The 22072-nt window shown below is 46.1% G+C and carries 17 protein-coding genes; 7 read left to right on the plus strand and 10 right to left on the minus strand.

The genetic code is table 11. From position 1 onward, the window contains the following. Positions 1-65 precede the first annotated feature (65 nt). Complete coding sequence (hpt, locus tag ACXAFJ_RS01250) at positions 66-596, plus strand: hypoxanthine phosphoribosyltransferase (RefSeq protein ID WP_475320867.1); 531 nt, start codon at positions 66-68, stop codon at positions 594-596. Between the two features lie 64 nt (positions 597-660). Here the strand turns inward: hpt and can are convergent, their stop codons facing one another. Further along, complete coding sequence (gene can / locus ACXAFJ_RS01255; protein ID WP_475320869.1) at positions 661-1326, minus strand: carbonate dehydratase; 666 nt, start codon at positions 1324-1326, stop codon at positions 661-663. Positions 1327-1711: 385 nt separating this feature from the next. Between can and ACXAFJ_RS01260 the strand changes: the two genes are divergently transcribed. The 3 genes from ACXAFJ_RS01260 to ACXAFJ_RS01270 all read left to right on the plus strand — a co-directional run bounded on the left by ACXAFJ_RS01260 (position 1712) and on the right by ACXAFJ_RS01270 (position 5208). After that, positions 1712-3367 (plus strand): SulP family inorganic anion transporter, encoded by a 1656-nt coding sequence (locus tag ACXAFJ_RS01260; RefSeq protein WP_475320870.1) that lies wholly within the window; start codon positions 1712-1714, stop codon positions 3365-3367. A gap of 147 nt (positions 3368-3514) precedes the next feature. Then, on the plus strand, positions 3515-4438 hold the full coding sequence (locus ACXAFJ_RS01265) for an ABC transporter ATP-binding protein (protein WP_475320871.1): 924 nt from the start codon (positions 3515-3517) through the stop codon (positions 4436-4438). Beyond that, complete coding sequence (locus tag ACXAFJ_RS01270; protein WP_475320872.1) at positions 4438-5208, plus strand: ABC transporter permease; 771 nt, start codon at positions 4438-4440, stop codon at positions 5206-5208. Before ACXAFJ_RS01265 ends, ACXAFJ_RS01270 begins: the two co-directional genes overlap by 1 nt. A 66-nt stretch (positions 5209-5274) precedes the next feature. Here the strand turns inward: ACXAFJ_RS01270 and panC are convergent, their stop codons facing one another. The 7 genes from panC to sfsA all read right to left on the minus strand — a co-directional run bounded on the left by panC (position 5275) and on the right by sfsA (position 11293). Further along, positions 5275-6135, minus strand: a complete 861-nt coding sequence (gene panC, locus ACXAFJ_RS01275) for a pantoate--beta-alanine ligase (protein WP_475320873.1) — start codon at positions 6133-6135, stop codon at positions 5275-5277. A gap of 14 nt (positions 6136-6149) precedes the next feature. Beyond that, positions 6150-6944, minus strand: a complete 795-nt coding sequence (gene panB / locus ACXAFJ_RS01280; protein WP_475320875.1) for a 3-methyl-2-oxobutanoate hydroxymethyltransferase — start codon at positions 6942-6944, stop codon at positions 6150-6152. A gap of 39 nt (positions 6945-6983) precedes the next feature. Continuing rightward, on the minus strand, positions 6984-7475 hold the full coding sequence (gene folK, locus ACXAFJ_RS01285) for a 2-amino-4-hydroxy-6-hydroxymethyldihydropteridine diphosphokinase (RefSeq protein ID WP_475320876.1): 492 nt from the start codon (positions 7473-7475) through the stop codon (positions 6984-6986). Beyond that, complete coding sequence (pcnB, locus tag ACXAFJ_RS01290; RefSeq protein ID WP_475320877.1) at positions 7475-8830, minus strand: polynucleotide adenylyltransferase PcnB; 1356 nt, start codon at positions 8828-8830, stop codon at positions 7475-7477. The genes folK and pcnB overlap by 1 nt, the downstream gene beginning before the upstream one ends. Positions 8831-8973: 143 nt before the next feature. Further along, positions 8974-9858: a tRNA glutamyl-Q(34) synthetase GluQRS gene (gene gluQRS / locus ACXAFJ_RS01295; protein ID WP_475320879.1), complete on the minus strand. Its 885-nt coding sequence runs from the start codon at positions 9856-9858 to the stop codon at positions 8974-8976. Between the two features lie 128 nt (positions 9859-9986). Further along, positions 9987-10433 (minus strand): RNA polymerase-binding protein DksA, encoded by a 447-nt coding sequence (gene dksA / locus ACXAFJ_RS01300; RefSeq protein WP_475320881.1) that lies wholly within the window; start codon positions 10431-10433, stop codon positions 9987-9989. 140 nt (positions 10434-10573) lie between these two features. Further along, positions 10574-11293 carry a DNA/RNA nuclease SfsA gene (gene sfsA, locus ACXAFJ_RS01305; RefSeq protein WP_475320882.1) on the minus strand — a complete coding sequence of 240 codons (720 nt, stop codon included), beginning with the start codon at positions 11291-11293 and terminating at the stop codon, positions 10574-10576. Positions 11294-11323: 30 nt separating this feature from the next. Here sfsA and hrpB point away from each other — a divergent pair, with 30 nt between their 5' ends. From hrpB to acnB, 3 genes are all read left to right on the plus strand, one after another. Continuing rightward, complete coding sequence (gene hrpB / locus ACXAFJ_RS01310; protein WP_475320884.1) at positions 11324-13867, plus strand: ATP-dependent helicase HrpB; 2544 nt, start codon at positions 11324-11326, stop codon at positions 13865-13867. Beyond that, a complete protein-coding gene (gene mrcB / locus ACXAFJ_RS01315; RefSeq protein WP_475320885.1) occupies positions 13867-16242 on the plus strand; it encodes a penicillin-binding protein 1B in 2376 nt (791 codons plus the stop codon). The genes hrpB and mrcB overlap by 1 nt, the downstream gene beginning before the upstream one ends. Positions 16243-16688: 446 nt before the next feature. Next, positions 16689-19286 carry a bifunctional aconitate hydratase 2/2-methylisocitrate dehydratase gene (acnB, locus tag ACXAFJ_RS01320; RefSeq protein WP_475320886.1) on the plus strand — a complete coding sequence of 866 codons (2598 nt, stop codon included), beginning with the start codon at positions 16689-16691 and terminating at the stop codon, positions 19284-19286. Positions 19287-19434: 148 nt separating this feature from the next. Here acnB and ACXAFJ_RS01325 read toward each other — a convergent pair whose 3' ends face one another. After that, positions 19435-20562 (minus strand): glycerate kinase, encoded by a 1128-nt coding sequence (locus tag ACXAFJ_RS01325; protein ID WP_475320887.1) that lies wholly within the window; start codon positions 20560-20562, stop codon positions 19435-19437. A 10-nt stretch (positions 20563-20572) separates the two neighbouring features. After that, positions 20573-21928, minus strand: a complete 1356-nt coding sequence (locus tag ACXAFJ_RS01330; protein ID WP_475320889.1) for a GntP family permease — start codon at positions 21926-21928, stop codon at positions 20573-20575. Between the last annotated feature and the right edge of the window lie 144 nt (positions 21929-22072).

The raw sequence follows: 22072 nt of genomic DNA on the forward strand, positions 1-22072 counted from the left end.
CCATTTTTCACCGGACTGCGATGCTATTCCATTCAGTTCGATGTTGCAGATAAGACGAGACCGGCATGAAACACACCGTTGAAGTGATGATTTCTGAACAAGATGTACAGAAACGTATTCGAGAATTAGGGAAAGAAATTACCGAGCAGTACAAAGACAGCGAGGACCTAGTTCTTGTTGGCTTGTTACGTGGTTCATTTGTATTTATGGCTGACCTAGCTCGTGCTATTGATGTGACTCATCAGGTCGACTTTATGACAGCATCAAGCTACGGCAATACCATGGAAAGCTCACGTGATGTGCGTATCCTGAAAGATCTTGATGATGATATTCAAGGCAAAGACGTTCTGTTAGTTGAAGACATTATCGACACCGGTAACACCTTGAACAAGATCAAAGAGATCTTGTCTCTTCGCGATCCTAAATCTGTTCGTATTTGTACCTTGCTAGATAAACCGAGTCGACGTGAAGTTCACGTCGACGTTGATTGGCTTGGTTTTAGTATTCCAGACGAATTTGTTGTGGGTGTTGGTATTGATTACGCGCAGAAATATCGTCACTTACCTTATATTGGTAAAGTTGTTCCGCAGGAATAATTTTTTGGTCATAAACCAATATTCTGTAAAGAAAAACGCCTCAATTAATTTGAGGCGTTTTAGTTTAAACGTGTTTTAACACGGGAGAGTGCAAGATGGTTTCCATGGCGTGTTGGTAGTTGTTTTCCAATTGCCCATAAGATTGGCTACTCAAGCCTAAGTCGATTAGCTTGCCATCATTGATTCCGTAAACTAACCCGTGCAAACGTACGCTCTGACCTCGTTTCCAGGCATTTTGTAATAGGGTTGAGTTACCCAAATTATAGACTTGCTCTGCGACATTAATTTCACAAAGCTTGTCCGCAAGTGCTTCTCCCTCGAGGTGGGCGAGCTTGGCTCTGTGTTTCAAATAGAAATCTCGAATGTGTAAAAGCCAATTGTTGATCAAGCCAAGATCAGGGTTGTCTATCGCAGCGGCCACACCACCGCAACCGTAATGCCCACATACAATAATATGCTTGACCTGTAATACATCGACAGCGTATTGAATGACGGATAGGCAATTGAGGTCTGTGTGAATAACTTGGTTAGCGACATTTCGATGCACAAACAACTCACCAGAGTGAAGGCCAGTTAAGCGCTCAGCAGGTACGCGACTGTCTGAGCAACCAATCCAAAGATAATCGGGGTGTTGGCCTTCTTCGAGTTTCGAGAAGTACTCGGGCTGCTCGGAACGTAAAGAATCAGACCACAAGTGGTTATTGGCAAAGAGCTGCTTCATTTCTGGCATAGTGACCATGACCTTAAAACGGATTTGCTGCCAATATACACAATGTTACAAATTTGAATCTATGATTTTAATCAGTTTGCCTGCTTGCCTAGAAAACTAGCCTACTCATCTGATCTGTTTGATAAGGATGTCTGACAGAAAACACGTACAATAGTGCGACTCTGGGGTATCTAAATGAATACCCTTTAAAATCTACCGTTGTTTATTGAGTCAATTACGGATAAAAAGTACGCACCAAGCAGGATAAGTTTGGGCTGTGTATTAACAAAAAATTTAATCACATAATTACATCGGTCTCGGCGGGCAAGAAACGTTGCAGTAAGAGCCACCCTACATAGTTTGCACATGAACGGAAAAAATCGTTGCTGGAGAGTGGAGGAGTGTTTTGCTAGGAAGTCGCTTTAAAGACATGAATATTAGAGGTGATGTGTTTGGTGGGGTCACCACTGCGATCATCTCTTTACCATTGGCACTAGCCTTTGGTGTCGCATCGGGTGCAGGCGCAGAAGCCGGGTTGTGGGGCGCCATCATGGTTGGCTTGTTTGCTTCCCTATTTGGCGGTTCGTCAACGTTGATCTCAGAGCCAACGGGCCCAATGACGGTGATTATGACTGCGGTCTTAACCGGTATGATGGCTAAATATCCCGAAGTGGGAATGGCAATGACGTTTACCGTGGTCATGATGGCTGGTGCGTTTCAGATCCTTCTCGGTACGTTAAAGCTTGGTAAATATGTCACCTTAATGCCTTACAGCGTGGTCTCCGGATTTATGTCCGGTATTGGTGTCATTCTCATTATCCTGCAACTTTCACCTTTACTTGGTCAGCAGGCGCCTCCTGGCGGGGTAACTGGAACTTTGGCTGCCTTTCCAGAGATAGTGGCCAATCTGAAATTTAGCGAGTTGTTCCTTGGCCTTCTTACATTAGGCATCTTGTTTTTCTTCCCTAAACAGTACAGAAAGTATGTGCCTGCTCAGCTAGTCGCTCTTGTCGCCGTTACTGTATTCTCTTTGGTTTTCTTCGATATGGACGACATTCGTCGAATAGGGGAAATTCCAACCGGTCTGCCATCTTTGGTCGTTCCTACGTTCAATTCTGAAATCTTTACCGCCATGGTAATCGATGCCTTGGTGTTAGGTACTTTGGGTTGTATTGATACCCTGTTAACCGCGGTGATTGGTGACTCGCTAACGCGTAAAGAACACGATTCAGACAAAGAATTACGCGGCCAAGGTTTGGCTAATATGATCAGTGGCTTGTTTGGTGCGCTGCCTGGAGCGGGTGCCACTATGGGTACCGTGACAAACATTCAAGTAGGAGCTCGCTCTCCTTTATCCGGTATTGTCCGCGCAACAGTCTTGGCGCTGGTGGTGTTGGTCGCTGCAGGATTAACAGAACCTATTCCAATGGCGGTTCTAGCCGGTATTGCCGTGTACGTTGGCTTCAATATTCTGGACTGGAGTTTTATTCAGCGAGCCCACCGTGTCAGCGTACAGGGTATGGCAATCATGTACGGCGTAATGCTGCTGACTGTGTTTGTCGATTTAATTGCCGCCGTTGGTCTTGGAGTATTTATTTCAAATATTCTGATCATCGAGAGATTGAGCCGTGAACAAGCGCGTTCGGTAAAAGCGATCAGTGATGCCGATGAAAATACGGTACCGCTGACTGACAGTGAGCGTAGCCTGTTAGACAGAGCCAAAGGTAAAGTGCTGTTCTTCTACCTGTCAGGGCCAATGATCTTTAGTGTTTCCAAAGCAATCTCACGCCAACATACGTCAATTGCCGACTATGAAGTGATGATTTTGGATCTGACTGATGTGCCAATGATTGATGTGACAGTAGGCTTGGCTTTAGAAAATGCCATTAAAGATGCGCAAGAAGCGAATTGTCACGTGTTGCTGCTTTGTCCAAATGAACGAACTCGTCAGCAACTTGAGAAATTCCGCGTGCTGGAACTAGTACCGCATTCCGACACCTATGTGTATCGCTACGAAGCGTTAAACGCTGCGCTTAAACACGTTGGTGAACACGACTCGTAATAATCTATAGCTAGAATTATCAAAGCGCTTCTACTAAGGAGCGCTTTTTTTGTTTTTTAATCGGCGGTCAACTTGAAAACTGACGGTTGCGATGTCATCTGTTAAAGAGCGCTAACCAAACTCGGCGCCAATAAAAAGAGAATCACTATGAGCGCACTGGAAATATCAGCACTTCGAAAAACCTACACAGGCGGTTTCGAAGCTCTTAAAGGCATAGATTTAACCGTTGAAAGAGGAGATTTCTATGCGTTACTTGGCCCTAACGGGGCGGGTAAATCGACCACCATTGGTATTGTTTCTTCGCTAGTTAATAAGACATCTGGGCAAGTCAAAGTATTTGGTTTTGATATTGATGAACAATTGGAGAAAGCCAAACAGCATTTGGGACTTGTTCCCCAAGAATTTAACTTCAATATGTTCGAAACTGTTGAGCAAATTGTATTGCAACAGGCGGGGTACTACGGCGTACCGAAAGCTTTGGCTAGACAACGCGCCCAACAATATTTGACCAAGCTTGATTTATGGGAGAAACGCGGTGAGCGTGCGAGGAATTTATCCGGTGGTATGAAGCGCCGTTTGATGATCGCGCGGGCTTTGATTCACGAGCCCAAGCTGTTGATCTTAGATGAACCTACCGCCGGGGTCGATATTGAGCTGCGCCGTTCAATGTGGGATTTTCTGCAAGAAATCAATCGCGAGCAAGGTATCACCATCATCTTGACCACTCACTATTTGGAAGAAGCGGAAATGCTATGTCGCAACATTGGCATCATCCAACGCGGTGAGTTAATCGAAAATACCAGCATGAAGGCATTATTGAATAAACTTCACGTTGAAACCTTTATCCTGGATTTGGAAGCGGGTGCTGAGCCAAAACCATTGGAAGGTGTGAATAGCCAAAAACTCAGCAATGGTTCTCTTGAAATTGAAGTGGAAAAAGAACAAGGCTTGAATGGCATTTTTACTCAGCTGACCGAGCAAGGTATCAAAGTCTTATCGATGCGGAATAAAGCAAACCGACTTGAAGAGCTGTTTGTGAGTATCGTTCAAGAGCAAGGGGAGCAATCATAATGTTTCAGATTTACTGGATAGCTTTTCGCAGCTTGCTAAAAAAAGAAGTCGATAGATTTACAAGAATTTGGGTACAAACTTTGGTGCCGCCCGCGATCACTATGACCCTTTATTTCATCATTTTTGGTAGCTTGATCGGTTCACGAGTGGGTGAAATGGGCGGTTTCAGCTACATGGAGTACATAGTGCCGGGGTTGATTATGATGTCGGTGATCACTAACTCGTACTCGAATGTCGCTTCCTCGTTTTTTAGTGCCAAATTTCAAAAAAACATAGAAGAGTTGCTGGTCGCGCCAGTGCCAAATTATGTAATTATTTTGGGCTTTGTCATGGGCGGCGTGGTTCGGGGATTACTGGTCGGCATTATTGTGACCTTTGTGTCACTGCTGTTTGTCGAGCTTCAGGTACAAAACTGGGCGGTGGTCGCAGCGACGGTATTTATGACATCGGTGGTGTTTGCGCTCGGCGGTTTGATCAATGCGGTATTTGCTAAAACTTTCGATGACATCTCTATAATTCCAACGTTTGTGCTGACGCCGTTGACTTACCTAGGCGGTGTGTTCTACTCAATTAGCTTGCTACCGGAATTCTGGCAAGGGGTATCAAAAGCCAACCCAATCGTATACATGGTAAATGCGTTTAGGCATGGTTTTCTTGGCGTATCGGATGTCAGTTTGACCACATCATTTACAGTACTTACGTTGTTTGTGGTTGGCCTGTATGCAGTTGCTCATTATTTGGTAAACCGAGGTATTGGACTGAGATCTTAGTGACCATAATGAACCTGAAAAAAATCCGCCTACTGGCGGATTTTTTGTATGAGGCTGTTAAATAACTCAGAGTTCAACGATTTGATTGTCGATAAGTCGAACGTCACCTAGGAAGGCGGCCATGAGTACAACGAGACGTTTTGATTGGTCATCTGGGTCACACAATCGGTCGGCATCGACAATAAACAGCTCGTCAGGTTGAAAACCGCGTTGCTGCAATTGTTGGCTGGCGAGCTCACAGTGGGATCGATAGTCGCTTGGTGATGCTTTCAGTTTTTCTGCGGTCTGATGCATGACTTCGGCTAGCTTTGGTGCTTTATTGCGCTGAGTAGGAGTTAGACGATTGTTGCGAGAGCTCATTGCCAATCCATCTGCTTCTCGCACCGTTGGTACACCAATAATTTCAATGCCCATAGCCAAATCGATAACCATCTGACGTATCACTGCTAGTTGCTGAAAGTCTTTTTCACCAAAGCAGGCAATGTCTGGCTGTACTAAGTTGAATAGCTTGGTGACAATGGTGGCAACACCGCGAAAATGCCCTGGACGAGAAGCACCTTCCAACACATGTGACAGTGTCGGCACTTCAACATAAGTTTGAGCATCTAACCCGTTTGGATAGATGGTATGCGCTTCAGGAGTGAAGACAAGATCGGTGCCTTCTTGTTGCAGCAGAACCAGATCTTGCTCTAGCGTTCTCGGGTATTTTTCTAAGTCATCCGCGCGCTCAAATTGCATCGGGTTGACAAAAATACTGACAACTACGATGTCTGCGTTCTTTTTTGCTTCTCTAACTAAAGTCAGATGGCCTTGATGCAAGTTGCCCATAGTCGGAACAAAGGCAACTCGCTTTCCAGATTGTTTAACTTGTCGGATTTGAGTTCTCAGCTCAGAGGGCTCAACGATGCGTTGTAAAACATGCTCCACGTGCTGAATCTCCTTTAGGCAATGGTGTGCGCTTCAGAAGGGAAGTTTCCTGCTTGCACGTCTTCAATATACTTAGCAACGGCTTTGCGTATATCACCTGTTTCCGCTAAGAAATTTTTAGAAAACTTCGGCATGTAGTTAACTGAGATACCAAACATGTCGTGCATCACCAGTATTTGACCGTCAGTGTCTTTACCAGCACCAATGCCAATCACTGGCACGTCTAGTGCTTGGGTAATGCGCTTTGCCAAACTCGCTGGTACGCACTCTAGCAAGACAATTTGGGCCCCCGCTTCTTGCAGTGCGATGGCGTCTTGCAACATTTGTTCTGCTTGTTGCTCTTCTCTACCTTGCACGCGGAAACCGCCAAAAATATTCACGCTTTGCGGGGTTAATCCTAAATGGGCACATACGGGAACTGCTCTTTCAGTCAGTGTCTTTACCGTATCCACTAACCAAGCACCACCTTCAATTTTTACCATGTTCGCACCAGCTTGCATCAGCTTGCCTGCGTTTTCACAAGCTTGTTCTGGTGTGGCATAACTCATGAACGGCATATCTGCCATCAACAAACAGTTTGGGCTACCCGCTCTGACGGCTCTTGTGTGGTAAGCAACGTCTTCTGTGGTTACTGGCAATGTGCTATCTTTTCCTTGCAGTACCATGCCTAATGAATCACCAACCAATAACACAGGCATAGACTCGGACTCGAACAATTGAGCAAAGCTGGCATCGTAGGCGGTTGATGTTGCGAACTTCTCGCCGGCTTTTTTCCATTTCATCAAATCGGTAATGGTGATTTTTTTCATTTGAATATTTCCTTACTTGGATTGGCAGGAGGGCGTAAGTTATCCTCGCTCATGCCAAATCTTCAGACCATTTCTGTCTACTTTCTGAAGTAATTCGGGGAGTGACGTACCATCGGGAAGCGCGAGTGTTGGCGCAATTTCCGCTAATGGATACAAAACAAATTCTCGAGTTTTCATGCCGTAATGGGGAATGGTTAGACGCTCACTGTTGATCACTTGCTTCCCAAAAAGCAATATGTCTAAGTCCAGTGTTCTTGGTCCCCAGCGCTCTTCTTTACGTACGCGCCCTTGTTCTTGTTCAATCTTTTGAGTTTGATCGAGTAATTCAATAGCAGAAAGCTCAGTTTGAATCTCTGCAACGGCGTTGATGTAATCAGGCTGGTCTTGAGGCCCCATTGGCGAGCTACTGTACAGGGAGGAAGCGCTAACAAACTTTGATTTAGGTAAAGTTTTTAGCGCTTCAATGGCGAGAAGCGCCTGTTGTACGGGGGTAGCGAGGTTGCTACCGATAGCAATATACGCAGTGACCATTAGTTTGCTGGCGGTTTGCGACGACCGCCTCCTTTACGACGGCGAAAACGAGGTTTACCTGGCTTGCTGTCTAGGTCGTTGACCATGGTTTGGCGAACTGGTCGCGTGGCATTTTGGAAAGTCCCCCACCATTGAGCCAATTCTTCAACTTCGCCCCCTTCGATTTCTCCTCTCATTTCGAGGAAATCAAAGCCTGCTCGGAATTTATTTAACTCCATCAAGCGGAACGCGCGTTTGCCATGCCTACGCGGCAAGCGTAATTGCAGTTGCCAAATTTCTCGGATTGTAGCGGTATGACGACGCGGGATGGCAGTCGATTGAACTTGTCTATCTAGGATGATGTTACTGGCTTCCATCACTGCATCGTAAAAAGACAAACCTTGCTCGGCTTCAAACTGAGACGCAAGCTCAACCAATGGATACCAAAGAATCGCGGCAAACATAAATGCAGGGTTGATGCGTTTGCCTTCTTCGATTCGTTGGTCGGTTGAATCAAGAACCAGATCCAGCATTTGTTCCGCTTTCGAGTCGTAATTTGCGGTGAAGTGCTCCGCGACGGATGGGAACAATTGTTGGAACAAATTGTATTGGCGCAATAGGTGATAGGTTTCTAAACCTTGACCACTTTGCAGCAGCTTCAATGACTCTTCGTAAAGACGAGCGGCAGGAATGTCTCTGAGCAAGTGAGACAAATCTTCTATCGGTGCTGCGGTATCTTCTTCGATATCAAAGTCGAGTTTAACAGCAAATCGAATTGCTCTTAGCATACGAACTGGGTCTTCACGATATCGAACGTCGGGATCACCAATCAAACGAATCAGGCGATCTTCCATGTCTTCAATGCCACCAGCGTAATCGTGAATGCTGTAGTCACCGATGTTGTAGTACATGGCATTAACCGTGAAATCACGGCGCTCAGCGTCTTCATCAATTTTTCCGTACACATTATCGCGCAACAACATGCCTTGCTCAGATTGTTTGGCAATATTGGACGCCGATTCCTGAGGCTGATGATGGCCGCGGAAGGTAGCCACTTCAATGATGTCTCGGCCAAACATAATGTGGGCCAGACGGAATCGTCGACCAATCAGTCGACAATTACGGAACAGCTTGCGGATTTGTTCAGGAGTCGCGTTGGTCGCGATGTCGAAGTCTTTGGGCTCTTGTCCCAGCAATAAATCGCGGACTCCGCCACCCACTAGGTAGGCATCAAAACCCGCGCCATTTAGGCGGTACAAAACTTTTAGTGCATTATCGCTAATTTGCTTGCGAGAGATATTGTGCTCTTCTCGCGTTATCAAATTCAGCTCGAGTTCAGGAAACGTCTGAGACTCGCGGTAAGTGTTTTCAGTCATAGCTTCTATGTGGCAACCTTAGGTTGCTCATTTGCGCCGAAGCAAAATCGGCGATGTCATCGGTATCGACTATCGAACAAAAGGTCACTGATGTTATCGATACTCGGTAAATGAGTAAATTTGCGGCTAATGATAGCGTAGCGCTAGCCATTTGAGAACTTTGGTGTTCGTTGCAGCTGATTTGGTAAGGTATCTATACGCCAATTTTGTATCGCCCACGACAACAATTCTTCAATAGAAACCTCTGTCATCTCTGCTGGAACAGACATGCCCAAGAACTGCAATGCCTTTATCAGGGAGGGAATGGGTTGCTGGCTATCAATAGCGGTAGCATGGTTTTGCTTGGACAATTTATTGCCATTACAATCGAGTGCCAGTGGTAAGTGCAAATAACGTACGGGCTCAGTCGATAACGTGTGATACAGGCTGATATGACGACCTGTTGGCTCTATTAGGTCAGCACCGCGCACTATCTCAGTTATGCCTTGGTAAATATCATCTAGAACCACCGCCAAATTGTACGCAAATAATCCGTCACGACGTTTGATGATGAAATCTTCTTCAGCCAGCTGTGGCGCAATATCGATGTTACCGTGCTTGATATCGTTAAACTGGTAGATGGGATGCTGCATGACCAAACGCACTGCTTTGTCATTTGGATCTTCGTGGTTTAACGTTCGGCAATGACCTTGGTAATAACCACCTTGTTCCTTGATTTGCTTTCGCGTGCATTGACACAAGTAGGCACTGCCAGTTTCAATCCACTGGTCGATCTGTTCTTGATACACCTCTAACCGCTGGCTTTGATACAAAACCGTATCATCCCAGTAAAGCCCGAATGCCTCGAGTGTTCTTAAAATGTCATCGGCTGCACCCGGTACTTCTCGAGGAGGGTCAATATCTTCGATTCTAACCAGCCATTTACCTTGCTCCGATTTTGCCTGTAGATAGCTGCCTAGTGCTGCGACAAGAGAACCAAAATGCAGAGGGCCAGAAGGCGAGGGGGCGAAGCGTCCAATATAACTCATGACAGAAGCGGAAGTTTAAAAGCCAGTAATTGGCCAAAGGGTAGCACAAGAGAATGACTCAGACAGGAAGGCGTGAGTCTGATATTCGACTAAAAGAAAAGGGAGCTGAGCTCCCTTTTCATCCATTCTTAGCCTTTCATCTGCTTTTCTTTCATCTCTGCAAGTGTTTTACAGTCGATGCACAAGTCTGCAGTTGGTCGCGCTTCTAGGCGACGGATGCCAATCTCACATCCGCAAGACTCACAGTAGCCGAATTCATCGTCTTCAATTTTTTGCAGTGTCTTTTCAATCTTTTTGATAAGACGGCGTTCGCGGTCACGGTTGCGAAGCTCAAGACTGAACTCTTCTTCTTGTGATGCTCGGTCAACTGGGTCTGGGAAGTTCGCCGCTTCATCCTGCATGTGGTGAACCGTACGCTCAACTTCTTCTCTGAGCTGGTTACGCCAAGCTGTTAGGATCTTTCTAAAGTGATCCAACTGCTCAGGTGACATGTACTCTTCACCTGGTTTTTCTTGGTATGGCTCTACACCGGCAAGGGCTAGGATGCCGAGTGTTTTTTTCTTGGATTCTGGCATGCAGCATCTCCTACTAACACCTAGTCAACTGCTTAAGCAGTCATTTTTAAGGCGGGTATCTATAGCAAAAAGAAATTGGCGTGGCAACGACTTGTTTTCAAACCGACGGGTTGTGCGTCTTGAGGCTTATTTTTTGGTGCTCAAATCACACATTCGATAGGCGTTTGAATACAAATCTCATTAGGCGATAACGCCGCTTTGTAGCTAATTATTTCCACACCCTTTTCTTGGGCTTCTCTCAGCAAGGCTGAGTACTTCGGGTCTATATGGTGTGCAGGAGACACTTTTTCAATGCCTGAATGCAAAACAGCAAAAAAAAGTACCGCCCTGTTGCTGGCTTCTACTTCTGCAATTAACTCTCGTAGGTGCTTTTGACCGCGAGTGGTCACTGCATCAGGAAAGCAACCCATCCCTTTATCTATTGAAGTCTCTAATAACGTGACACTTTTTACTTCCACATAGCAGTGTGGTCTATCTTGTGATTTAAGCAAGATATCAATTCGGCTATTTTCACTGCCGTATCTCACTTCCGTCTCGAGTTGCTGATAATTGAGTAGTTCCGTTACTTTCTGATTTTGAATCGCTTCAACAACCAATTGATTGGCACGAGCGGTGTTGACACAAATCCAGTGATCATCATGAGTTTGGGTTAGCTCCCAGCTGTTTGGGTATTTGCGCTTTGGGTTATCTGAGGTGGAATACCACACAGTATCGCCGGGTGTCGCACAACCCGTCATCGCTCCTGTGTTGGCGCAATGAATGGTACGTGGGGATTCTTGCCCTTTCAGCTTAATATCAGCTAGGAAGCGCTTATAACGCTTTAACAGCGTGGCGGACTCTAGTGGAGATTCAAACTGCATTTACAATCCAGACTTAGGTACAATGCAGCCATGTTAACACTCTCGGACTCTGCTGTGTCACAGACTGCCTCCACTCCAGTCACACTTCCAATTCAATCGGTGATGCCGGCAATACGCCAGGCGATTCAAAATCATGACAAAGTGATCGTTCAAGCTGCTCCCGGTGCGGGTAAATCGACGTTCTTGCCTTTGGATATTCTGCAATCTGGTTTGATAGCAAACAAAATTGTTATGTTGGAACCGAGGCGTCTTGCGGCAAAAAGTATTGCGCATTATTTGGCGAGTCAATTGGGCGAAAAAGTCGGTGAGACAATAGGATATCGTATTAAGGGAGAGAGTCACGCCGGTCCACAGACCAAGTTAGAGGTGGTAACCGAAGGTATCCTTACCCGAATGATTCAGTCAGATCCGGAACTCGCTGGTATTGACTTGGTTATTTTTGATGAATTTCATGAGCGCAATCTACATGCGGACACCGCATTAGCCTTTAGCCTAGAAATTCAGCAGGTTCTGCGCGACGATCTGAAAATCATGATCATGTCCGCCACTTTGGACAGCGAAGCGCTGCAGAAATGGTTACCAGACGCCGCATTTATCGAATCTGAAGGACGTACCTTTCCGGTTGAGATTGAGTACAAGCCGTCAAAACCCATGGTGCATTGGTTGGATCACGCGTTTGCACAAACTGCGAATGCGATTGCCAACGAACAGGGTTCCATATTGGTCTTTTTGCCCGGAAGAGCGAGTATCGATAGTCTTTTTAAACGTCTAACTGAACCAGGCAACCTGCCAAAAGATATAGCAATTTACCCTTTATACGGCCAGTTAGATTTTAAACAGCAGCAAGCGGCAATTCGACCGAGCATCAATCATCAAAGAAAAGTGGTACTGGCAACCAATATTGCCGAAACCTCGATTACGATTGAGGGCATTCAAGTTGTGATTGACTCGGGGCTTGAACGAGTTGCCAAGTTTGATTTAAACAGTGGCATAACACGCTTAGAGCAGGGCATGATTGCTCAGTCTTCGGCGCATCAGCGTGCCGGTCGCGCTGGCCGTACTCAAGCCGGCAAGTGCATTCGACTTTACAGCGAATCCAAATTTAATAGCCAAGCAGACGTTCCGACCGCAGACATTTTGCAATCAGATTTATCGACGTTAGCCCTTGAGTTGGTTCAATGGGGAACACGAGATGCAGCGGAACTGCAATGGTTAGACACGCCACCTCAAGCGGCGGTTCAACAAGCTTATTCGTTGTTGGTCCAGCTGGGACTGCTGGATAAAAAACGCGCTCTTACCCGTTTGGGTCACTTTGCTCTAGAGTTAGGGTTGGAGCCTCGTCTTGCGGCTATCGTCAGTCATGCAAATAAGGTTCAAGACTCGACAGTATGTTCTCAAAAAGCACTGTCTCAAGATCTACTGTCTCATGCCTTGCTAGCTGTCGCGTTGTTGGAAGAACCAGAAAAAAACGTGTTCGATTTGCAGCAAAGCGCCCAGCGTTGGTTTGGTAACAAACATCAGCAACAAAAACGCGTTACGCAGCGTATTAGGCAACTTGCCTCGCGATTGGGCCATCAAGTCAGGCTAGAGACAGAAATGGATCTGGGTTTGATTGTGGCATCTGCTTATCCAGATCGAATAGCAAAAATTAGGTCAAATCAGCATAGTCAATACCAACTCAGTAATGGCCAAGGTGTATCCCTTACTGAAAAGCAAGATTGGATAACTTGGGATTATCTAGTTGCCATCGATGTGCTGAGAAGCACCAATCAGTCTCAGATTATTCACAGCGCAATTGAGCTCGATATCAAAGAACTTCAACAGCAACGACCTGATTTGTTCTCGGAAAAAACCATTTCCGGGTGGGATGAGAAAAAAGGTCAGTTATTGGTGAAAAGACAAGAGTGTCTTGGCGCCTTGGTATTGTCTTCCCAGCAAGTCAATTCTCCAGATAGCAAAACCCTGACAAAAGCCTTACTTAGTCATGTACAAACACAAGGCTTGGGTGTGTTACATTTCCCTGAAGATATTTTGCAAAAGCTGATTAGAGTGCAATGTGCCAAACAGTGGTTACCGGATTACGAGTGGCCCGATTGCTCTGATCGCGGTCTATTGGCAAACTTGGATGGTTGGCTTGAACCGTATATGACCGGTGTTACCACATTAAAAGCACTAACAAAATTAGATTGGCGCCAATTGTTTGATGCTTATTTGGGGTGGCCTTTGTCTTCGCAGCTTGATGATTGGTTACCTACAAACTTAACGGTTCCAACTGGCAACAAAAAAACCGTTCAGTATTCGCTTGATAAAGCCCCTATGGTATCGGTAAGAATACAGGAAATGTTTGGTGCCCTTGAATCACCCAAAGTGGCTCAAGGTAAAGTGATTGTGACTCTAGAGCTGTTGTCACCTGCGCAGCGACCGTTACAAATTACCAATGATTTGGCGGGTTTTTGGTCGGGTTCATATCAAGACGTTCAAAAAGAAATGAAAGGACGTTATCCCAAGCATGTATGGCCTGATGATCCCGCCAACCACATTCCGACGACCAAAACGAAACGACATTTGAATTAATGACAGACAAAAAGCCCAAACGCAAAACTTCTACAGCAACGCGTCGAGTGAATAAAAACGCAACTAAACCGCGTGCTAAAAAGCGTTCGAGTAAACCAAAAAAAACAAGGTCCAAACCGACTTGGTTAAGGCGTATTTGGTCGTTGGTTTGGAAAATAGGGTTGGCGAGTTTTACGGTACTCGTTCTCGGAGTCGTGTATTTAGACTCGTTGGTTCGGGAACGATTTGAAGGACAGTTGTTTGAGTTGCCGACTGTCGTTTATGCCAGAGTCCTAACACTATTGCCCGGTGACGAGTTATCGATTCAAGAGGTGCGTAATGAATTGGATGTGCTGAATTATCGAAAAGTTCGCCAGCCCAAATTTCCGGGTGAGTACTCGGCGTCGTCTTCAAAAATTGAACTGATCCGTCGTCCGTTTGAGTTTTCCGACGGCCCAGAGCCAGATCGCCATGTGATGTTGCATTTCGATTCCAGCGGACTCTCTCGTATCCAATCTCTCGAGCAACGCGGCGATCTTGGTTATTTGCGGATCGAACCTAAAATGCTCGGAATGTTGGAGAAAGAGAAACTCGAGCAACGTCTGTTTTTAAAACGTAACCAATTCCCGGAACTTCTTGTTGACGCTCTGCTGATCACAGAAGATCGAGACTTCTACAAACACGAAGGCGTTTCGCCATTGGCTATTGTTCGCGCTTTTGTGACCAATATTCAGGCGGGCCGAACGGTACAGGGGGGCAGTACGCTTACCCAGCAACTTGCTAAGAATATGTTCCTCTCTAGTGAACGCACGTTGTGGCGTAAAGTTCGCGAAGCCTTAATTGCACTAATTATCGAACACCGCTACGACAAAGATAGAATTCTAGAAGCTTACTTAAATGAAGTATTTTTAGGTCAGCATTCTAGTGGACCGATTCATGGCTTTGGTTTAGGGGCTCGCTTTTACTTTGGTCAACCCATAGAAGAACTGCGTATTGACCAACTCGCTCTTCTGGTGGGGTTGGTCAAAGGTCCATCCTACTACAATCCAGTTCGCCGCCCTGAACGAGCGAAACAACGTCGTGATTTGATTCTTAGATTGTTAATGGACCACGATTTACTCACCGCCAGACAGTTTGAACAAGCAGCTAGTCGACCGTTAGACGTGAGTGAAAAGCCGTCAATTGCACCGAGGCGTCCGGCGTATTTTGATCAGGTGAGAAATGAACTTAATCGCTACGTAGGCGAAGATTTTCAGTCGGGGAAAGGTTTGCGAGTATTCACTTCTCTTGATCCTGTTTCACAGCAAATGCTAGAAAACTCCGTCCGTAACAAAGTCCCTCATTTGAGCTCCAAACACGGCAAAGCGCTCCAAGCAGCAGCAGTCGCTGTTGACCGTAATACAGGTGAAATTCGTGCCATGGTTGGTGGTACTCGCACTGGCTTTGATGGATTTAATCGTGCACTGAATGGCAGACGCCAAATAGGTTCACTTGCTAAACCAGCTGTGTATTTAACCGCACTTGCGGAACCGGATCGCTTTCACTTGGCTACGACCTTAAGTGATGAACCTATGACGTTGCGCGGACAAAAAAGTGGCGATGTTTGGTCGCCGCAGAATTACGACAACCAATTTAGAGGGCCAGTACCGCTCTATCAGTCTTTGGCTCGTTCTTACAATGTGCCTACCGTACAACTTGGAATGGAAGTCGGGATCGGCAGTGTAGTGGACACTTTGGTCGGACTCGGTGTGCCTTCCAAAGAGATTCGAGCCGTTCCTTCCATGTTTTTGGGTGCGTTTAGCCTGTCGCCGATTGAAGTGGCGCAAATGTATCAAACGTTAAGTAATTCAGGTCGAAAAGCGTCACTTTCTGCACTGCGTTCTGTGTTGGATCGAGACGGTAAATTGATCTACGAGTCCATACCCAGAGTGGCGCAAAGAGTTAATGAGCAGGCTGCGTGGCTGACCATGTATGCGCTGAAAAAGAGTGTTGAAGAGGGCACCAGCCGCATCTTGCAACGAGACTTCTCGAGTTATCACTTAGCAGGAAAAACCGGAACCAGTAACGAAATGCGAGACAGCTGGTTTGTTGGTGTCGATGGTCGAGAAGTGACCACTATTTGGGTGGGCCGAGATGACAACGGGCCGACCGATGTCACCGGTTCTCGCGGCGCCTTGCGGGTCTATCATGACTACCTCAAACAAAGAGGGCCGCAGCGATTGCAAATTCCACGCCCACCTAAAATCATCAATCTAGGGACAGAGGCAAATAGTGATGGTAAGTGGTTGCTAACTTGTGATGCAGAAAACCTCATTCCGGTATGGGATCACAAGGGACAACTCGCTCGTCAATGTAGCCGTTCAAACAACTGGATAAACCGTTTGTTAGATTGGTAATTCGGTAGTGATTTACAGAAAATGAGTGTGAATAGGCAATTATTAGCACTCGATTTCGTTGCTTAACCGCTTTTGTACTAGAATTGGCCTGACAGACTTTGGTCGCAGTGACCGCAAACAAGGACGAATGTGACGAGTCTAAAGTCGGTCTAGCCAATTTAAAGTGGTTAAATCTCGTTCGCTGTGGGTTCAATAGACCTGAAACAGCCGCCAAACACCAGCAAAACGTATGACTTTAGTCTTAACTTGCTATGTTGGTCAAAGTGATGAGATTTTAATTTTTAGTTAAATTTGCTATGCTCCGTCCCACAGTTTGGCCTCTCTGGCGCTGTTTCTCAGTCAAACATTGAATGAAAAATTAGGCAAAAGGAGAGCCAAGTTTCCAAGGATGTTCACTCCAATTTTATTCAAAAATAAAGGAGGAACCGCAATGAGAGGAAAAAGTCGTGCTTGAAGCCTACCGTAAACACGTCGAAGAACGTGCCGCTGAAGGAGTCGTCCCAAGACCTTTGGACGCCGAACAAGTGGCAGGTCTGGTTGAACTTCTGAAAAATCCCCCACAAGGTGAAGAAGACGTTATTCTTGACCTGCTCGAAAATCGTATCCCACCAGGTGTTGATGAAGCCGCATACGTAAAAGCTGGTTTCCTAACTGCTGTTGCCAAAGGTGAAGTGGAAAGCCCACTAGTATCGCGTGAACACGCTACTCGCCTGCTTGGTACTATGCAAGGTGGTTACAACATCGAGCCATTGATTTCCCTACTAGACGATGACAGCTTAGCGCCAATCGCTGCTGAGAAACTGTCACACACTTTGCTGATGTTTGATGCGTTTTATGACGTTGAAGAAAAAGCAAAAGCGGGCAACAGCCACGCGCAAAAAGTTATGCAATCTTGGGCTGACGCAGAGTGGTTCCTGTCTAAGCCTGAGCTACAAGAAAAAATCACGCTGACCGTATTCAAAGTAACGGGTGAAACAAACACGGATGATTTGTCTCCTGCACCAGATGCTTGGTCTCGCCCTGACATCCCAGTGCACGCTCTTGCAATGCTTAAGAATGAGCGTGAAGGAATCAATCCTGATCAAGCTGGTACTATCGGTCCGATCAAACAAATCGAATCACTAAAAGAAAAAGGCCATCAGCTAGTTTATGTTGGTGATGTTGTAGGTACGGGTTCTTCTCGTAAATCAGCAACCAACTCCGTGCTTTGGTTCATGGGTGACGACATTCCAAATGTGCCAAACAAGCGCACAGGTGGTTATGTTCTAGGTGGTAAAATTGCACCAATCTTCTTCAATACAATGGAAGATGCGGGCGCACTACCAATCGAAGTTGACGTGACTAAGCTAAACATGGGTGACGTCATTGACGTGTACCCATACGAAGGCAAAGTTTGTAACCACGAAACTGGCGATGTCATTTCAGAATTCTCTCTGAAAACCGATGTGTTAATTGATGAAGTTCGCGCTGGTGGACGTATTCCACTGATCATCGGTCGTGGTCTAACAGACAAAGCCCGTCAGTCTCTAGGTCTAGGCGCTACTGATATTTTCCGTAAGCCGGGCTCTGTTGAAGACACGGGTCGTGGCTTCTCACTAGCTCAGAAGATGGTAGGCAAAGCATGTGGCGTAGAAGGTATTCGCCCAGGTACTTACTGTGAGCCTAAGATGACAACAGTGGGTTCGCAAGACACCACAGGTCCTATGACTCGAGATGAGCTAAAAGACCTTGCATGTCTTGGTTTCTCTTCAGATCTTGTGATGCAGTCTTTCTGTCACACATCTGCTTACCCTAAGCCGGTCGACGTAAATACTCACCATACCTTGCCAGATTTCATTATGAACCGAGGCGGTGTATCACTGCGTCCTGGTGATGGTGTTATCCACTCGTGGCTAAACCGTATGCTACTACCAGATACTGTAGGTACGGGTGGTGACTCTCATACACGTTTCCCTTTGGGTATTTCTTTCCCAGCAGGTTCTGGTCTTGTTGCGTTTGCAGCAGCAACCGGTGTAATGCCGCTTGATATGCCAGAATCCATCTTGGTTCGCTTTAAAGGCGAGATGCAACCAGGTATTACGCTACGTGACCTTGTACACGCCATCCCTTACTACGCAATTCAACAAGGTCTATTGACGGTTGAGAAAGCGGGTAAAGTGAACGAGTTCTCTGGTCGAGTTCTAGAGATTGAAGGTGTTGAGCACCTGACTGTAGAGCAAGCGTTTGAACTTTCAGATGCCTCCGCAGAGCGCTCTGCAGCGGGCTGTACTGTTAAGCTATCGCAAGAGTCTATCGAAGAGTACCTAAACTCTAACATTGTTATGTTGAAGTGGATGATCTCTGAAGGTTACGGTGACGTGCGTACCATCGAGCGTCGTATTAAAGCGATGGAAGAGTGGTTGGCGAATCCAGAGTTAATGGAAGCTGACGCAGATGCCGAATACGCTCACGTCATTGAAATTGACTTGGCAGACATTAAAGAGCCTGTACTGTGTGCTCCTAACGATCCGGACGATGCACGCCTTCTATCTGAAGTAGCAGGAACAGACATCGATGAAGTATTTATCGGTTCTTGTATGACCAATATTGGTCACTTCCGTGCGGCAGGTAAACTGCTAGAGAAGTTCAACGGTCAATTGGATACGCGTCTATGGGTTGCACCACCAACTAAGATGGACCGTGACCAGCTAACGGCTGAAGGTTACTACGGCATCTACGGTAAAGCGGGTGTTCGTATTGAAACACCAGGGTGTTCTCTATGTATGGGTAACCAAGCGCGAGTTGCGGATAAAGCGACAGTAATGTCGACTTCTACTCGTAACTTCCCGAACCGTTTAGGTACAGGTGCTGATGTTTACCTTGCTTCTGCTGAACTCGCGGCGGTTGGCGCAATTCTTGGTCGTATTCCGACTAACGAAGAATACCTAGAATACGCTCAGCAAATTGATGCAACAGCAGCAGACACTTACCGTTACTTGAACTTCCATAAGATGGACGAGTACACCAAGAAAGCAGATACGGTTATCTTCCAAGAGCCAGCATAATTTGAATTTTCAAAGTGATTAAAACCGCCGAAAGGCGGTTTTTTTTATGGGATAAGTTTGGACAATTAAGTGGTTAAGGTGTACTTACAGACAAAAAGCCACTCCGAAGAGTGGCTTAGGTAATTAAGAGTTGTAAATTGAGCGATATTTATAACTGTATGAGGCTCGCCACGTTGCGCGAGGTCTGAGTTAAGTTTTGCTCAGCTTCAATCAGTGCAGTCGGTAAGTCTACTGAACGATTAACGATAGCAAATACCGCGTCAAGGCCATGTTGGTGTACAACAGCATAATCAGGGGTGTAACAGCCTGCGATGGCAATAACCTTCTTATCAAAAGCTTTAGCCGTTCTTGCAACACCAATTGGTGTTTTACCGTGAATGGTTTGGCTATCAATCCTGCCTTCACCGGTAATGACAATATCTGCATCACGAACGTGCTGTTTTAAGCCAACTGCGTCGATGACAATATCCACACCGGGAAGTAGTTTAGCTCCTAGAACACCGACAAGCGCTGCTCCCATACCGCCAGCCGCACCACCACCCGAGATAGATAGCACATCCGTTAGCAATGAATGTCCAACAACGTCGGCAAAGTTTAGTAGTGCTTTGTCCAGTTCACTGACCATCTCTGGAGTTGCGCCTTTTTGAGGACCAAATACAGCCGATGCCCCCTGCTCACCACATAGGGGGTTATCTACATCACAGGCAACCAAAAGCTCGACGTTGTGGAGACGAGGATCAAGCTCTGCGAGATCAATATTGGTGAGGCTGTTGAGCGCAGCGCCACCAGCAGCTAAACCTTGACCTAAGTGGTCGGTACATTGCACACCTAGTGCTTGCAACATACCAAGACCCGCATCGTTGGTGGCACTGCCGCCCAACCCTACAATTATGCGCTTTACTTTGTGGTCCAAGGCCGCCTTGATCAATTCACCTGTACCGTAGGATGTGGTGATCAGAGGGTTTCGACTTTCTGGAGTAGTCAAATGCAGTCCGGAAGCCGCTGCCATTTCGATTACAGCGGTTTCGCCATCACCAAGTAGACCAAAAAAGCCATCTACATTTTGTCCTAGTGGACCAGTGACCTGACAAGCGATGATATGCCCATCAGTTGCATCGACCAAAGATTGCACCGTACCTTCACCACCATCGGCCATAGGGACTTTGATGTATTCGGCAGTTGGCAAAACTTGCTTAAATCCTTGTTCAATGGCGTCTGCAACTTGCATCGCAGTTAAACTTTCTTTAAAGGAATCAGGTGCAATTACAATTTTCATTGAGTCTCTCTTACAGTAAAACTAGGCTCAGGATGTATACAAGTGTCATCGCAGTCACGCCTTGAACTAAGGTTGCTGCAGTTTGTGCACGATAAGCTAAACCAACGCTCATACGGCTAAACTGAGATACTACCCAGAAGAAGCTATCGTTAGCGTGAGATACGGTCATCGCACCAGCACCAATCGCCATTACGGTAAGTACTCGGCCCATTTCAGTATCTAAACCAAGTTGAGCTAGCATAGGTGCGACTAATGCCGAGGTGGTAACAAGTGCAACTGTCGAAGAGCCTTGAGCGGATTTAAGCGCTGCTGCAACAATAAATGGCATAAAGATACCAACACCGTAAGCAGACAGGGTTTCACCTAAGTAGGTACCCAGTTCAGTTGCCTTTAATACTGCACCAAATGCACCACCTGCACCTGTGATCAGTAGAATAGGTGCCGCTGCCGAGATACCTTGGCTGATTCGTTGACCAAACTCTTCTGATTTATTGTCAGATTTCAATAAACGAACAGACAGGATTAAACCTACAAATAGCGCGACCAGAGGTTGTCCTAAAAAACCGAATAGATCTAACAAGAAGCCTTCACCTAATGGATACGATGGGAATTTAGCAATTGAACCTAAACAAATGAACAAGATTGGAACAAAAATAGGAGAGAAAGCTTGTCCGGCTGTCGGTAGCGTACCATAAGAAGCTTTAAGCTCTTGCCAATCTTGTTTGAGCTCTTCTTGTTGCTCGTCCAAGTTATCAGGTTCAACATTCTTAAATCGATTTGCCCACAACATACCAGCAATCGCCGCGGTTGCAGCCACAAAAATACCGACACCAATAACTAAACCAAGGTTTGATTCAAGCCCTAAGTTACCTGCGGCAGCAATAGGTCCGGGTGTTGGTGGAACAAAAGTATGAGTCGCGTAAAGACCTGTTGCTAGGGCCACACTCATCGCAACACTTGATGTTCTCAGGCGCTTAGCTAAGGATTCTTTCAATGAGTTAAGAATGACATAACCAGAATCGCAAAAAACAGGAACAGAAACGATGTAGCCGATAATGGTCATGGTTAGAGTGGGGAAGCGATCGCCCAATACGCGAATCACGGTATCTGCCATGGTGATCGCAGCACCGCTTTTTTCTAAAATCACGCCAATAATGGTACCAAGTACGATGACGAGGCCGATATAACCAAGAATGCCACCAAAACCACCGGCGATGGTTTTTGCAATGCTATCAGCTGGCAGCCCGTAAGCAAACGCAGCGATAAATGCAGCACTGATCAGTGCCAAAAATGGGTGTAGCTTAAATTTTGTTGTTGCAATGACGATAAAACCTATCACTGCTAAAAGTATGAGTATCAGCTCCATGTGAAAACTCCAATTGTGTAGGGGAAGGGTTAAGTGCTACCCACTTCTGTTGACGTTATTGAGTGTTTCATTGGTAGCTCCTGCACAATATCTGCTCTACATAGTTATTGGTTTGTTCATTTAAACAAACATTACGTTTTTGGA

The sequence above is a fragment of the Vibrio sp. ABH4_348 genome (genome assembly GCF_056159765.1).